Here is a 13,857-nt window from a genome sequence, read left to right as displayed (position 1 = left end):
TCGGCGCGGCGGAGTGGCTCCGAGCAGCCTGGCGACTCCGAGCAGTCTGCGAAGCCGCGACCGCAGAGCGGACCCGGGCAGCCGCGGCAGCAGGGCGCACCCGAGCGGACCGGCGCGTCCGAGGGACCCGGGCAGCCGCGGCAGCAGCGCGCGCCCGGGCAGCCGGGTACGCAGGGTGGACCGGGGCAGGGGGCGTTGCCCAAGCCGCCGGAGAAGCGCACGGAGGCGAGCGGGATGCCCGAGCACCCCGGAGCGGCGGAGGGGCGCAAGGCCGCGCCGCTGAAGCCTCCGGCGCCCCAGGCGACGCGCCCCGGGGCGAGCGGGCCGGGCGGCCCTCGTCCACCCCTCAGGGCCCCGCTGCCGCAGAACGCCCCGCCCCGCGGCCCGGTTCCCAGGGGCCAGGCTCCCCAGGGCCAGGCTCCTAAGGGTCCGGGCCCCCAGGGCCAGGCGCCCAAGGGCCCGGCACCGCAGGGCGGCCGCGGTCCGGCACCGCAGGGCGGCCGCGGTCCGGCGCCCCAGGGCGGGCCGCCCCGGGGCCCCGGGGCGGCGGGGCTGCCCTCGGCGTCGGGGCCGAACGGGCGGCGCCCGGCCGATGGCGCGGGCAATGGCGGCGGCGGGCCGCGGAACGGGTCCGCGCCCGGAGGGAAGCCCGAGGGCGCGAAGGAGGAGTCGCTGACCGGTCGGCAGCGGCTGCTGAAGGGCGTGTGGCCGCCCCGGGTGACCCGGGCGCAGCTGATCGTCGCCGTGCTGCTGTTCGGGCTGGGCCTGGGCCTGGCCATCCAGGTGCGTTCGACCAACGAGAACAGCGTGCTGCGCGGGGCCCGCCAGGAGGACCTGGTGCGGATCCTGGACGAGCTGGACTCGCGTACCCAGCGGCTTCAGGACGAGAAGCGCCGCCTGGAGAACCAGCGCACCGAGCTGGAGAACAGCTCGGACCAGGCGGAGGAGGCCCGTAAGCAGACGCTCCAGAAGGAGCAGCAGCTGGGCGTGCTCGCGGGCACGGTCGCCGCGCAGGGACCGGGGATCACGATCACCATCGACGACTCCCAGGGCTCCGTGGAGGCCGACATGCTGCTCGACACGGTGCAGGAGCTGCGGGCGGCGGGCGCCGAGGCCATCCAGATCGGCAAGGTCCGAGTGGTCGCCAACTCCTACTTCTCGGACGCCGGCGGCTCGGTGGAGATCGATGGACGGAAAGTGACGCAGCCGTACGTCGTGAAGGTGATCGGCAAGCCGGAGGATCTGGAGCCCGCGCTGAACATTCCGGGCGGAGTGGTGCAGAGTCTGGAGAAGGAGCAGGCCACCGTGTCCGTTCGGCAGGAGAAGAAGATCGTTGTGGACGCCTTGCGGTCAGGGAAGCGCCCTGACTACGCTCGGTCGTCATCACGGTGAGGCGGTTCGATATGTGGGTCTCTCGGCGAGACCATGTGGATGCGGGGGGTCGACGCACCAGAAGAGTCGCGCGTGATGGAAACTGTCTGGTGGTCACGGACGTTGTGAGGATGTCCGGACCGTCTGCTGGTGTGTGCATCGAGGGTTTGTCCTGCCCCACGGGCGGGTCTGTTTCAGTCAAGGGGAATCGCCCGTGAAGTTGTTCGGGAAGTTGTTCGGGAAGAGTGCACGCCAGGACGGCGGCAGCAGCACCGCTCGCCACCGCGCGGGGCGTGGTGCGGACGAAAGCGGAGGGGGGAGCGAGGAGCGCCCGCTGTTCCGGGATCAGGTCGGCGGCCAGGGCGGTGACATTTCGGGCGGCCAGGGCGCGTCTTCTGTTGACCCCTCGGCGGCCGGGCGCATAGGTTTCGAGGACCCATCGGCCTCGCGTAGTGGTGGAGGTCCCGGATTGCCTGTTTGTACGAGGTGCGGGCATCGGAACGCGGAGGACAGCCGGTTCTGCTCCAACTGCGGCGCGCCCCTGCGGGGCCAGGCGCCCTCGGAGCGTGCCTCGGAGACCACGTCGACGATCTCCATCTCCGGTATCGAGGCGTACGACTCCGAGGTGACCGGGCAGAACCCGCTGCCGTCGCTCAGCCCGGAGGCCCAGGCCGCCGTGGAGGCGCTGCCGCTGGGTTCCGCGCTGCTGGTGGTCCGCCGCGGGCCGAACTCGGGCAGTCGCTTCCTGCTGGACAGCGATCTGACCACGGCCGGCCGTCACCCCCAGAGCGACATCTTCCTGGATGACGTGACGGTCTCCCGCCGCCATGTGGAGTTCCGGCGCGGCCAGGACGGCAGCTTCACCGTCGCCGACGTCGGCAGCCTCAACGGGACGTACGTCAACCGGGAGCAGATCGACGCGCCGGTGGTCCTGACCAGCGGCGACGAGGTGCAGATCGGTAAGTACCGAGTGGTCTTCTACCCGAGCCAGCGGGGCGTCGGCATCTGACCCGCCAGGGGAGGTCCGTCCATGCTTCAGACACCGTCGGGCGGTGCCGGTACCGGCACCGCCCCCGCGGGCGGCCCGGGCGGCCGGTCCATGAGTATCGGCACCGTGCTGAATCTGCTGCGCGACGAGTTCCCCGAAGTCACCATCTCCAAGATCCGCTTCTTGGAGTCCGAAGGACTGGTGGAGCCGCGGCGCACGCCGTCGGGCTACCGCAAGTTCAGTGAGGAGGATGTGGAGCGGCTCGCTCTCATCCTCCGCATGCAGCGTGACCACTACCTGCTACTCAAGGGCGTTTGGCCGCCCCTTGGAGGCCCTGGGAGCGTACGGAGCATGTGGCTTTTGGTAGGTATCACCGGGATCATCGCCACCTGTTGGGAGAGAGCCGGGGGATCGACCAGGGGGCTGTGGCTCCTGGGAGCCCCACACCGGGGCCCGGGTGGCCCGGGCCCAAACCTGCTGGCATCCGCGCAAGGTCAGCGAGGCGGAACCTGGCCGACTGGGGATTCGAACGGGCTGATCGTGCACGACGACGGCGGCGGGTTACGACGTCAAGCCGTGAACGGGTCGCCCGGCTGCTCGCCGAGCTGGGTCGCTTCGGTCTGGAGCCACGCCATTTGCGGATCATGAAAGCAGCCGCCGAGCGCGAGGCCGGACTGGTCGAGCAGGTGGTCGCGCCGCTGCGCCTGCATCGAAACCCGCAGACCAGAGCGCATGCGGAGGCCAGTGCGCGCGAGCTGGCGACCCTCTCCGTCCGGCTGCACGCGGCCCTGGTGCAGTCGGCTCTGCGGGCCGCCGCGCACTGACCGATCCGGCCCCGACTATCCAAACCGGCCGGGCACGTCCTAGGGTTGCTGTGTGAACGAGCTCGACGTCGTGGGTGTCCGGGTGGAAATGCCCTCCAACCAACCGATCGTGCTCCTGCGTGAAGTGGGAGGCGACCGCTACCTCCCCATCTGGATCGGACCAGGGGAGGCGACAGCGATCGCCTTCGCACAGCAGGGCATGGCTCCGGCACGCCCGCTGACCCACGACCTTTTCAAAGACGTACTCGAAGCGGTCGGCCAGACGCTCACGGAGGTCCGGATCACGGATCTGCGGGAGGGGGTCTTCTACGCCGAGCTGGTCTTCGCCAGCGGTGTGGAGGTCAGCGCGCGGCCGTCCGACGCCATAGCGCTCGCGCTGCGCACCGGGACGCCGATCTACGGCAGCGACGGCGTGCTCGACGACGCCGGCATCGCCATCCCGGACGAGCAGGAGGACGAGGTGGAGAAGTTCCGCGAGTTCCTCGACCAGATCTCGCCCGAGGACTTCGGAAGCAGCAGCCAGTGAAGCGGTCTGCCGGACCTCGCTAGCGCATTCGAGTAGCCTTTCCCGGACGAGGGACACGGGAAACCACTCTCAGGGTGATTATCACTCGGCGTGCCGAGTGTGGCGATCGTTGACGCACCCCGGGTGACTGCCTACCTTCGAGAAGGCAGGTCGAGGACGGAGGTCGGCGTGAGAAGCACCGGCGACGGCACGGCAGCCGGCGGTCCGTATGCGCTCCAGGGGAGCGCACCGGCCGATCCGGCACTGAAGGCTCGGGTCGCGGCACAGCCCACGGCACCACGGGAGCCCGCCGCGGGGGGCACGGAGACGGTCGGATATCGCGGCCCGACCGCGTGCGCCGCCGCGGGCATCACCTACCGCCAGCTGGACTACTGGGCGCGCACGGGCCTGGTGGAGCCGAGCGTGCGGCCCGCGTACGGGTCGGGCAGCCAGCGGCTCTACAGCTTCCGGGACGTGGTCGTCCTCAAGATCGTCAAGCGGTTGCTGGACACCGGCGTGTCCCTCCAGAACATCCGCGCCGCCGTCCAGCATCTGCGCACCCGGGGCCTGGACGATCTGGCCCAGATGACGCTGATGAGCGACGGCGCGACGGTGTACGAGTGCACCTCGCCGGACGAGGTCGTGGACCTCCTCCAGGGCGGCCAGGGTGTCTTCGGGATCGCCGTGGGCGTGGTGTGGCGCGACGTGGAGAGCGCGCTGTCCCAGCTGCACGGCGAGCGGGTGGACACCGGCGAGACCCTGGTGGGTCACAACCCCGCCGATGAACTCGCCCGGCGCCGCAACCGGGCGGGCTGAGAGCGCTCCCACCCCGCGGCCGGGCGCCGATTGTCAGTGGTGTGCGGCAGCATCGGACGTGTGAGGGGTGCGCCGACGATTCTCCATCTGGACATGGACGCCTTCTACGCTTCGGCGGAGCAGGCGGCCAAGCCCAGCCTGCGCGGGAAGCCGGTGATCGTGGGGGGCCTCGGGCCGCGCGGGGTGGTGGCCACGGCGTCGTACGAGGCCCGGGTGTTCGGGGTGCACTCGGCCATGGCGATGGCGCAGGCCCGCAGGCTCTGTCCGAACGCGGCCTATCTCACCCCCCGCTTCTCGCTCTACCGCCAGGTCAGCGACCAGGTCATGGGGCTGCTGCGGGCGCTGTCGCCGCTGGTGGAGCCGCTGAGCCTGGACGAGGCGTTCGTGGACCTGGAGGCGGGCGGCACCGAGCCGCGGGTGGCGGTGGCGCGGGCCGTGGCGGAGCGGCTGCGGGCCGACATCCGCGCGGTGACCGGGCTGACCGGCTCGGTGGGCCTGGCCGGATCCAAGATGCTCGCCAAGATCGCCTCCGAGCAGGCCAAGCCGGACGGCCTGACGGTCATCGAGCCCGGTACGGAGCGGGAGCTGCTGGATCCGATGCCGGTGCGCACCCTCCCGGGCGTCGGCCCGGCCACCGCGGAGGCGCTGCGCCGGGTCGGTATCCACACCGTCGCGGAGACCCGGGAGGCGGGCGAGGCGGAGCTGGTCCGGCTGCTGGGCCGGGCCCACGGGGCGTCGCTGTATCTGATGGCCAGCGGGCGGGACGAGCGGCCGGTGGTCGCCGAGCGGGACGCCAAGTCCATCTCGGTGGAGGACACCTTCGACGTCGACGTGACCGACCGGACCCGGGTGCAGCTGGAGGTGGCGCGGCTGGCCGACCGCTGTGTGCGGCGGCTGCGTGAGGCGGGCCGTTCGGGGCGCACGGTCGTGATCAAGGTGCGGCGGTACGACTTCTCGACGCTGACCCGTTCGGAGACCCTGCGCGGGCCGACCGACGACCCCGGCGTGGTCAGGGAGGCCGCGGCGCGGCTGATCGACGGGGTGGACACCACGGCGGGCGTGCGGCTGCTGGGGGTGGGCGTGTCGGGGCTCGCGGACTACACGCAGGAGGATCTGTTCGCCCAAGCAGCTCAGGCCGCCGAAGCCGCCCAAGCAGCCGAAGCTGCTCAGGCCGCTCACGGCGCCGTGGAGGACCCGGAGAGAGGTTCCGGCGCCGAGGTGCCGGAGCCGGAGGGCCCGGGCGCCCCAGAGGCCGCTGAGGGCTCCGGGAGGCCACGGGTGTGGCTGCCGGGGGTCGATGTGCGGCACGCGGAGTACGGGGAGGGCTGGGTGCAGGGCAGCGGGGTGGGGCGGGTGACCGTGCGGTTCGAGGTGCCCTGGTCGGGGCCCGGCCGGGTGCGGACGTTCGCCGTGGACGATCCGGAGCTGGAGCCGGGCGAGCCCCTGCCGCTGGTCCGGTCCCCCGAAAGCGCCGAGCCTCCCGAAAGCGCCGAGCCTCCCGATCCGCCCGAGCCTGCCGAGCCCGCCGAGCATCCGGCCGGGACGCTCAGCCGGTGACGTCGAGCCCGTAGTGGTGGTACAGCTGGAGCTCCTGCTCCGGGGAGAGATGGCGGCCGACCCCCAGGTCCGGGGCGTCCTTGATCAGCGCCCGGTCGTACGGCACCCGCAGTGCGTCGCCGACGACCTCGCTCGGTTCGAGCGGTACGAAGACGTCCCGGCTGAACAGGCCGGTGCGTACCGCCGCCCACTCGGGCTCGCCGGTCGCGTCGTCGAGGTAGACCTCGTCCACAGTGCCGATCTTGGCGCCCTCGCGGTCGAATGCCTTGCGGCCGATCAGGGTCCGCGGGTCGATGTCCGTCTGCACGCTCTCTCCCACAGGTGGCGATGATCCGGTGATACCTACCAAAAGCCACATCCCCGTACGCGGCCACTCGAGCACCTGGCGGCCAACCCCTCCCGCCAGTAAGACGCGCTGGTACGCTGGCTGTGGCTGTAGACCCCGTGCGGGAGAGTCCTTCGACAATGGTGTCGGGGGCGCCGAAGGAGCAAATCCTCCCCGGAATCTCTCAGGCACACGTACCGTGCGGGCGAGGTCACTCTGGAAAGCAGGGTGGGCCACGGGGAGCACAGGCTCCGGAACCCCTCCTCACCGACGGTGAAAGCCGGTCAGGCACGAACGGGCCGGTGAAGCTCTCAGGTTGAGATGACAGAGGGGGAGGCCATCCGGGCACCCGCGCGCCGCGGTGCCCCTCGCCGGTCGTCACAGACCAGGAGGCCCCCGCTGATGACCACCCACCGCATCTCGCTCGCCGAACTGGAGCGCGGTACTCCATTCGAGCAGCGTCATATCGGCCCCGACGCCGGAGCGCAGGCCAAGATGCTGGCCCAGGTCGGCTTCGGCTCCCTCGACGAGCTGACCGCCGCCGCCGTCCCCGAGGTCATAAAGAGCGCCGAGGCGCTTCAGCTGCCGCCGGCCCGCAGCGAGGCCGAGGTCCTCGCCGAGCTGCGCGCGCTCGCCGACCGCAACCAGGTGCTGCCGTCCATGATCGGCCTCGGCTACTACGGCACCTTCACCCCGCCGGTGATCCTGCGCAACGTCCTCGAGAACCCCGCCTGGTACACCGCCTACACCCCGTACCAGCCGGAGATCTCCCAGGGACGTCTCGAGGCCCTGCTCAACTTCCAGACCGTCGTCGCCGATCTGACCGGCCTGGACACCGCCGGGTCCTCGCTGCTGGACGAGGCCACGGCCGCCGCCGAGGCCATGGCGCTCTCGCGCCGCGTCGGCAAGGTCAAGGAGGGTGTCTTCCTGGTCGACGCCGACTGTCTGCCGCAGACCATCGCGGTCATCGAGACCCGCGCCGAGCCGACCGGCGTCGAGGTCGTGGTCGCCGATCTGACCGACGGCATCCCGGACGAGATCGCCGAGCGCGGTGTCTTCGGCGTGCTGCTCCAGTACCCGGGCGCCTCCGGCGCCGTCCGCGACCCGCGCCCGGTCATCGAGCGGGCCCATGAGCTGGGCGCGATCGTCACCGTCGCCGCCGATCTGCTCGCGCTCACCCTGCTGACCTCGCCCGGGGACCTGGGCGCGGACATCGCGGTCGGCAGCACCCAGCGGTTCGGCGTGCCCATGGGCTTCGGCGGCCCCCACGCCGGGTTCATGTCCGTGCGCGCCGCCCACGCCCGCAGCCTGCCCGGCCGCCTCGTCGGGGTCTCGGTGGACGCCGACGGGGACAAGGCGTACCGGCTGGCGCTCCAGACCCGTGAGCAGCACATCCGCCGCGAGAAGGCCACCAGCAACATCTGCACCGCGCAGGTCCTGCTCGCGGTCATGGCCGGAATGTACGCGGTCTACCACGGCCCGGACGGGCTCGCGGGCATCGCCCGCCGCACCCACCGCTACGCCACCGTCCTCGCCGAGGGGCTGCGGGCGGGCGGCGTCGAGCTGGTGCACGGCGCGTTCTTCGACACCCTCACCGCGCGCGTCCCCGGCAAGGCCGCCGATGTCGTCGCCGCCGCCCGGGAGGCCGGGGTCAACCTCCGGCTGACCGACGCCGACCACGTCGGCATCGCGTGCGACGAGACCACCGGCCGCGCCCAGCTGGCCGCCGTATGGTCCGCCTTCGGCGTCGACGGTGGGGACGCGAGCGGCATCGACGAGCTGGACGCCGCGACGGCCGACGCGCTCCCCGCGGAGCTGCTCCGCTCGGACACGTACCTGACCCACCCGGTCTTCCACCAGTACCGCTCCGAGACCGCGATGCTGCGCTACCTGCGGCGGCTGGCCGACCGGGACTACGCCCTGGACCGGGGCATGATCCCGCTCGGCTCCTGCACCATGAAGCTCAACGCGACCACCGAGATGGAGCCGGTCACCTGGCCGGAGTTCGGCGCGCTGCACCCCTTCGCGCCGGTCGAGCAGGCCCACGGCTATCTGACGCTGATCCGGGAGCTGGAAGAGCGGTTGGCCGATGTCACCGGCTACGACAAGGTCTCCCTCCAGCCGAACGCCGGATCGCAGGGCGAGCTGTCCGGGCTGCTGGCCGTCCGGGCGTACCACCGGGCCAACGGCGAGCCGCAGCGCACCGTGTGCCTGATCCCGTCCTCCGCACACGGCACCAACGCGGCCAGCGCCGTCATGGCGGGAATGAAGGTCGTCGTCGTCAAGACCGGCGAGGACGGCGAGGTGGACGCCGCCGACCTGCGCGCCAAGATCGAGCAGTACGGTGAGCAGCTGGCCGTCCTCATGGTCACCTACCCGTCCACCCACGGGGTGTTCGAGGAGCACATCACCGAGATCTGCGCGGCCGTGCACGACGCGGGCGGCCAGGTGTACGTGGACGGCGCCAACCTCAACGCGCTCGTCGGGCTGGCCGAGCCCGGCCGGTTCGGCGGCGACGTCTCCCACCTCAACCTGCACAAGACGTTCTGCATCCCGCACGGCGGCGGCGGTCCGGGCGTCGGCCCGGTCGCGGTGCGCGAGCACCTCGCGCCGTACCTGCCCAACCACCCGCTTCAGCCCGCCGCGGGCCCGGCCACCGGCGTCGGCCCGGTCTCGGCCGCGCCGTGGGGCTCGGCGGGCATCCTGCCGATCTCCTGGGCGTACATCCGGCTGATAGGCGCAAAAAAGGCTGCGCCGCGCGACCCAGGCCGCGGTGCTCGGCGCCAACTACATCGCCAAGCGGCTGGAGCCGCACTAACAGATGCTCTACACCGGGCCCGGCGGGCTGGTGGCGCACGAGTGCGTGGTGGATCTGCGGCCGCTCACCAAGGCGACCGGAGTCACGGTCGACGATGTGGCCAAGCGCCTGATCGACTACGGGTTCCACGCGCCGACGATGTCGTTCCCAGGTCGCCGGGACGCTGATGATCGAGCCGACGGAGAGCGAGGACCTGGCGGAGCTGGACCGGTTCTGCGGGGCGATGATCGCGATCCGCGCCGAGATCGACAAGGTCGGCTCGGGGGAGTGGACCAAGGACGACAACCCGCTGCGGAACGCGCCGCACACGGCCGCCACGCTGAGCGGATCGTGGGACCACCCGTACACCAGGGAAGAGGCGGTCTTCCCGGCCGGGGTCTCGGCCGCCGACAAGTACTGGCCGCCGGTGCGGCGGGTCGACGGGGCGTTCGGGGACCGCAACCTCGTCTGCTCGTGCCCGCCGATGGAGTCGTACGAGAACTGAACACAACGATGGGGCCGGTTCGGCGGGTGCTCGCCGGGCCGGCCCCTGGTTATGCCATGCCGCGTAGGTGGTCAGCCTAGGCGGCGGTCACGACGTGCTCGGTGGCGAGCGGTCGGCACGGGGCGATGATCCGCCCGTCCGGCAGCAGCTCGCCGGTGTCCTCGAAGAGCAGGACACCGTTGCACAGCAGACTCCAGCCCTGCTCCGGGTGGTGCGCCACGAGATGGGCGGCCTCCCGGTCGGCGGAGTCGGCTGACGGGCACGGTGGTTGATGCTGGCACATGGCGAGGTTCTTTCGCTGCGGTGAGGTGTATGTCCTGCTGCTCGCTGCGGCGTTCATGTAGGCCGCCCCCCGTTGTGTGTCGGTCGGATGGTCCCAGTGTTGCCCTGCGGCACGGATTCCGCAGGGATTTCGCGGCACCGGTCTTGCTAGATAATGACGCATCACCCGACCGGACGGTTCACCGTGGCGGGACTGTTACCCGGCCGCAGCGCGGCGCCCCGCGGCCCGGTGGACCACGGGGCGCGCCGTCCGTCGCGGAAGGGGCAGGTCAGGCCGGGGTACCCAGCAGCGGGGCCGAGGTCAGCCGATGGGTGAGGACCGGCAGCAGATCGGCCGCGGGGTGCGGGTGGTGGGCCGCGATGCCGGGCGGTGCCGGGGCGAGCGGCACCAGCAGGTCCCCGGCCTCGATGCCGCCCTCGGCGGCGTCCGCTGCGGGGTCGCCGTGCAGCCACAGCGCGACCATGTACAGCTCGGGAATGGACAGCAGCCGCGGCTGGTAGGCCGACGGCAGCGACTCGGCCTGGCGCAGGGCGAGTTCGGCCGAGGCCACGTACGGCCCCTCGGAGAAGTGCGAGAAGGCCCAGCCGTCGGCGGTGAGCCTGGCCTCGGCGGCGGCCACCGTGCGGTTGCCGTCGCGGAGCATGAAACGCCAGCCGGTGAGTCTGACCTGCGGCGGGCCGGCGGGTGTGGTGATGTCGTCCAGGACGTGGACGGGGAGCGGGAGTTCGGGTTCGAAGGGGCCGGGAAGAGAGCTGAGTGCCGGGGTACGGACCTCACGGACAGCGGTGGGGGAACCAAGGGCCGTGAGGACGCTGCGCAGGGCGGGCGCGGGGGCCGGGGGCACGAGCAGCGGCATGGTGGGTCGCCTCTCACTTCGGAGACACGGTGGAGCGATAGCGGGCCAGGGTATGGACGCGCGCTGTCGGTGTACGTAGCTCGGTACGCGGGTCAGAGGGGGCCGGGACGAACTGTCCGGGCGTTATCTCTCTGCCTCGTAAAGCGAGTTTATACGACTCATGTTCCGGGCGTGTTTCGGCTACCTGTCCCCGATATTGCGCACAAGGTGATTTCCGGTCCGTGCGGACGCGGGGATTTCCCCCGATTCGGTGCCTGATGCACGGATATGACCTGGCGGTTTACGTCCGCCGCGGTAGGCTGGATCCCACCGATCCATTTTCCTGGAGCAATGCGGCGCTCTTGAGAGCCTACCGGCTGGGCGGGCCGCGCGGGGCGTTATCGATCACATTGGCGGGCATCATCGAGCGTGGTGTGCGCGGTGCGGGCGCCGATGATCCACTCGAGGAGGTGCTCCGATGGGGGAGAAGGTCGTAGCCGGTGAGTTCGATCCTTCGGGTCGGCAGCGGCAGCGCGGACGGTTGCGGCAGTGTCTGGACGCGCTGTCCCGGCTCCTGGCCGACAAGCGATTCGACCGCCCGAAGAATCTCATGGGGCTGGAGATCGAGCTGAATCTCGCAGGCGCAGACGGGCTGCCGAGGATGATGAACACAGAGGTTCTGGAGCGCATCGCGAGTCACGATTTCCAGACCGAACTCGGACAGTGCAATCTTGAAGTGAACATCGTGCCGCATCGTTTGCACGGCAGGGTTCTCGATCAGCTCTCGGAAGAGTTGCGAACGGGACTGTCATATGCCGATCGCAAGGCGCGTGAGGTGTCCTCCGAGATCGTGATGATCGGAATTCTGCCGACGCTGGCCACCCGGGATCTCGGATCGGCCAACCTGTCCTACGACGATCGCTACAAACTTCTCAACGAACAGATGCTGGCCGCCCGCGGCGAGGATTTCCTCATCGATATCGAGGGCCGCGAGCGCATCAGCTACGCCAGCGCCAGCATCGCCCCCGAGGCCGCCTGCACCTCCGTCCAGCTGCACCTCCAGGTCACCCCCGGGCGCTTCGCCGCCGTGTGGAACGCGGCGCAGGCCGTGGCCGCGGTGCAGATCGCCATCGGCGCCAACTCCCCGTTCGTCTTCGGCCGCGAGGTGTGGCGGGAATCCCGCCCGCCGCTGTTCCTCCAGGCCACCGATGTGCGCGCACCGGAATACGCGACGCAGGGGGTGCGGCCGCGCACCTGGTTCGGCGAGCGCTGGATCACCGACGCATACCAGCTCTTCGAGGAGAACCTGCGCTACTTCCCCCCGCTGCTGTCCGACGACGCCGACGACGTCGTGTTCGTCCCTGTCCTGCACCGCGAGCGGGACGAGAACCACACCCTCCTCACCGCCCTGGCCACCGCACACACCCACGGCGTCCACGTCGACTGGACGCCGTGCCGCATCTGCGTGTGGAGAACCGGGTGCTGCCCGCGGGCCCCACGGTCACCGATGTCATCGCCAACGCCGCCTTCTACTACGGGCTGGTCAGGGCGCTCGCCGAGGAGCCCCGTCCGGTGTGGACCCGGCTGCCGTTCAGCGCCGCCGCGGCCAACTTCGACGCCGCGTGCCGCCACGGCATCGACACGGTCCTGCAATGGCCGAAGCCCGGCCGTTCCTCCTCCCTGGCGCGCACCCCCGCCGTACGGCTGGTCCTCGAGGAGCTGCTGCCGCTGGCCGCCGCCGGACTGGACGCGTGGGGCGTCGAGCCCGCCGACCGCGACCGCTACCTCGGGGTGATCGAGCAGCGCTGCGCCCTGCGGGTCAACGGCGCGTCCTGGCAGGCCGCGACCTACCACCGGGCGCGGGACAGCGGGCTGGGGCGGGACGCCGCGCTCGCCGCCATGACCCGCCGCTACTGCGCCCTGATGCGGACCGACGCACCCGTCCACACTTGGCCCGCCGACCTGTCCGCCTGACGCCGGACACCACTCCGCGCGGACCTCACCCCGCGCCCGATTCGCCCGCGGCGACGATGGCCTTGAGCATGGCCGTGTTGATCTGCGCGGGGTCGTTCACCTGCTGTGCGGAGCCGCCGGTCGCCTGCGCGATCTCGCGGCACGCGGCCTGGTCGGCGTCCGGGCCGACCGCGATGGCGATGAGCGGCACCGGTCGGTCCGGGTCGACCAGCCGCTTCAGCTCCTTCACCAGCGCGCCGCGCGAGATGCTGCCCGGATCCTGGTTCGCGCCGTCGGTGAGCATCACCACCGCGTTGAACTTGCCCCGTACGAAGGTCTCCTGGGCCTTCTTGTAGGCGGCCAGCGTGGTGTCGTACAGCCCGGTCGAGCCCTCGGGGAGCGGCTTCAGCGCGTCGAAGGCGGCCGCCAGCTCGGCGCGCTGGCCGGTTCCGTCCGGGGTGCGCGCCCCGAGGCGGCGGGTCGCGACCAGTTCACGGTAGTCGCGGTCGCCGTCCAGCTCGGTCGAGAACTCCCACAGCCCGATCTCGTCCCCGGCGTTGAAGCGTGAAAGGGCCTGCCGCAGCGACGCTTTGGTGACGTCCATCCGGCTCTCCCCGGGGCGGCCCGGCACCGGGTCGCTCATCGAGGCCGAGGCGTCGACGACCGTGTTCAGCCGGGCGCTCTGCACGGTGATCGTCCACATGCCCAGGGCCGCCTCCACCTCCCGGGCGGACGGCCCGGGGGAGGGCGTGACCGCGTACGGCTGCGGGGTGCGGCCGCCCGCGGCCTGCGCCACGGGCTCGCTGACCTTGCCGTCCGCCGTCCGGAAGCCGTCCTTCTTCAGGGCCCGGCGGCCGCGGGCGTCGGTGAGCAGCGTCAGGAAGCGGGTGGCGGCCCGCGCCCGTACGGTCGTCAGCTCACGGTCGTTGAGCACCGTGTACGGGTAGTCCAGCTCGGCCGTGCCGTCCTTCGGATAGAACAGGTCGAGACGGGAGTCGTCGTCGGCCTCCGCGTTATGGGCGAAGGCGGCCTGCTCGGACAGGACCACCGCCTGGTTGCGCCGGGGCACCGTCTTCAGCAGGGCGGTGTCGGTCCTGG

9 protein-coding genes, 3 pseudogenes and 2 riboswitches are annotated in these 13,857 nt (G+C 71.4%); of the genes and pseudogenes, 8 read left to right on the top strand and 4 right to left on the bottom strand.

Annotated features, from left to right (window positions below):
• The first annotated feature begins 552 nt into the window (after positions 1 to 552).
• From SSOG_RS05445 to SSOG_RS05420, 6 genes and pseudogenes are all read left to right on the top strand, one after another.
• A complete protein-coding gene (locus SSOG_RS05445) occupies positions 553 to 1,392 on the top strand; it encodes a DUF881 domain-containing protein (protein ID WP_009713206.1) in 840 nt (279 codons plus the stop codon).
• A gap of 133 nt (positions 1,393 to 1,525) precedes the next feature.
• Complete coding sequence (locus tag SSOG_RS58360; protein ID WP_420719480.1) at positions 1,526 to 2,380, top strand: FHA domain-containing protein; 855 nt, start codon at positions 1,526 to 1,528, stop codon at positions 2,378 to 2,380.
• Positions 2,381 to 2,401: 21 nt separating this feature from the next.
• Positions 2,402 to 3,183 (top strand): annotated as a pseudogene (ftsR, locus tag SSOG_RS48190) (transcriptional regulator FtsR).
• Positions 3,184 to 3,235: 52 nt separating this feature from the next.
• On the top strand, positions 3,236 to 3,709 hold the full coding sequence (locus SSOG_RS05430; protein ID WP_009713203.1) for a bifunctional nuclease family protein: 474 nt from the start codon (positions 3,236 to 3,238) through the stop codon (positions 3,707 to 3,709).
• Positions 3,710 to 3,877: 168 nt separating this feature from the next.
• The gene (locus tag SSOG_RS05425) at positions 3,878 to 4,504 is read left to right on the top strand and encodes a MerR family transcriptional regulator (RefSeq protein ID WP_009713202.1); all 627 of its coding nucleotides are present in this window, start codon (positions 3,878 to 3,880) and stop codon (positions 4,502 to 4,504) included.
• A 60-nt stretch (positions 4,505 to 4,564) separates the two neighbouring features.
• Positions 4,565 to 6,061 (top strand): DNA polymerase IV, encoded by a 1,497-nt coding sequence (locus SSOG_RS05420; protein WP_078510570.1) that lies wholly within the window; start codon positions 4,565 to 4,567, stop codon positions 6,059 to 6,061.
• Here SSOG_RS05420 and SSOG_RS05415 read toward each other — a convergent pair.
• Positions 6,051 to 6,368: a PRC-barrel domain-containing protein gene (locus SSOG_RS05415; RefSeq protein ID WP_039936641.1), complete on the bottom strand. Its 318-nt coding sequence runs from the start codon at positions 6,366 to 6,368 to the stop codon at positions 6,051 to 6,053. The genes SSOG_RS05420 and SSOG_RS05415 overlap by 11 nt on opposite strands.
• 130 nt (positions 6,369 to 6,498) lie before the next feature.
• A riboswitch (glycine riboswitch) is annotated at positions 6,499 to 6,596 on the top strand.
• Positions 6,597 to 6,724, top strand: a riboswitch (glycine riboswitch).
• A gap of 64 nt (positions 6,725 to 6,788) precedes the next feature.
• Here SSOG_RS05415 and gcvP point away from each other — a divergent pair.
• Positions 6,789 to 9,688, top strand: a pseudogene (gene gcvP, locus SSOG_RS05410) (aminomethyl-transferring glycine dehydrogenase).
• Positions 9,689 to 9,764: 76 nt separating this feature from the next.
• Here gcvP and SSOG_RS05405 read toward each other — a convergent pair.
• Complete coding sequence (locus SSOG_RS05405; protein ID WP_009713198.1) at positions 9,765 to 9,971, bottom strand: DUF5999 family protein; 207 nt, start codon at positions 9,969 to 9,971, stop codon at positions 9,765 to 9,767.
• Between the two features lie 268 nt (positions 9,972 to 10,239).
• Complete coding sequence (locus SSOG_RS05400) at positions 10,240 to 10,827, bottom strand: hypothetical protein (protein ID WP_009713197.1); 588 nt, start codon at positions 10,825 to 10,827, stop codon at positions 10,240 to 10,242.
• A 457-nt stretch (positions 10,828 to 11,284) separates the two neighbouring features.
• Here SSOG_RS05400 and SSOG_RS46640 point away from each other — a divergent pair.
• A pseudogene (locus tag SSOG_RS46640) lies at positions 11,285 to 12,780 on the top strand (glutamate-cysteine ligase family protein).
• A gap of 25 nt (positions 12,781 to 12,805) precedes the next feature.
• Here the strand turns inward: SSOG_RS46640 and SSOG_RS05385 are convergent.
• The coding region (locus SSOG_RS05385; protein WP_039936638.1) for a VWA domain-containing protein at positions 12,806 to 13,857 on the bottom strand (1,052 nt) is incomplete at its 5' end.

It is taken from the genome of Streptomyces himastatinicus ATCC 53653 (genome assembly GCF_000158915.1).
Classification (GTDB): Bacteria; Actinomycetota; Actinomycetes; order Streptomycetales; family Streptomycetaceae; genus Streptomyces; species Streptomyces himastatinicus.
This window is presented reverse-complemented; position numbering and strand designations above follow the sequence as displayed.

Excerpts from the sequence above, each read along its gene's own strand:
- SSOG_RS05400 (WP_009713197.1), bottom strand. The coding sequence starts at position 10,827 with ATGCCGCTGCTCGTGCCCCCGGCCCCCGCGCCCGCCCTGCGCAGCGTC.
- SSOG_RS05405 (WP_009713198.1), bottom strand. The coding sequence starts at position 9,971 with ATGTGCCAGCATCAACCACCGTGCCCGTCAGCCGACTCCGCCGACCGG.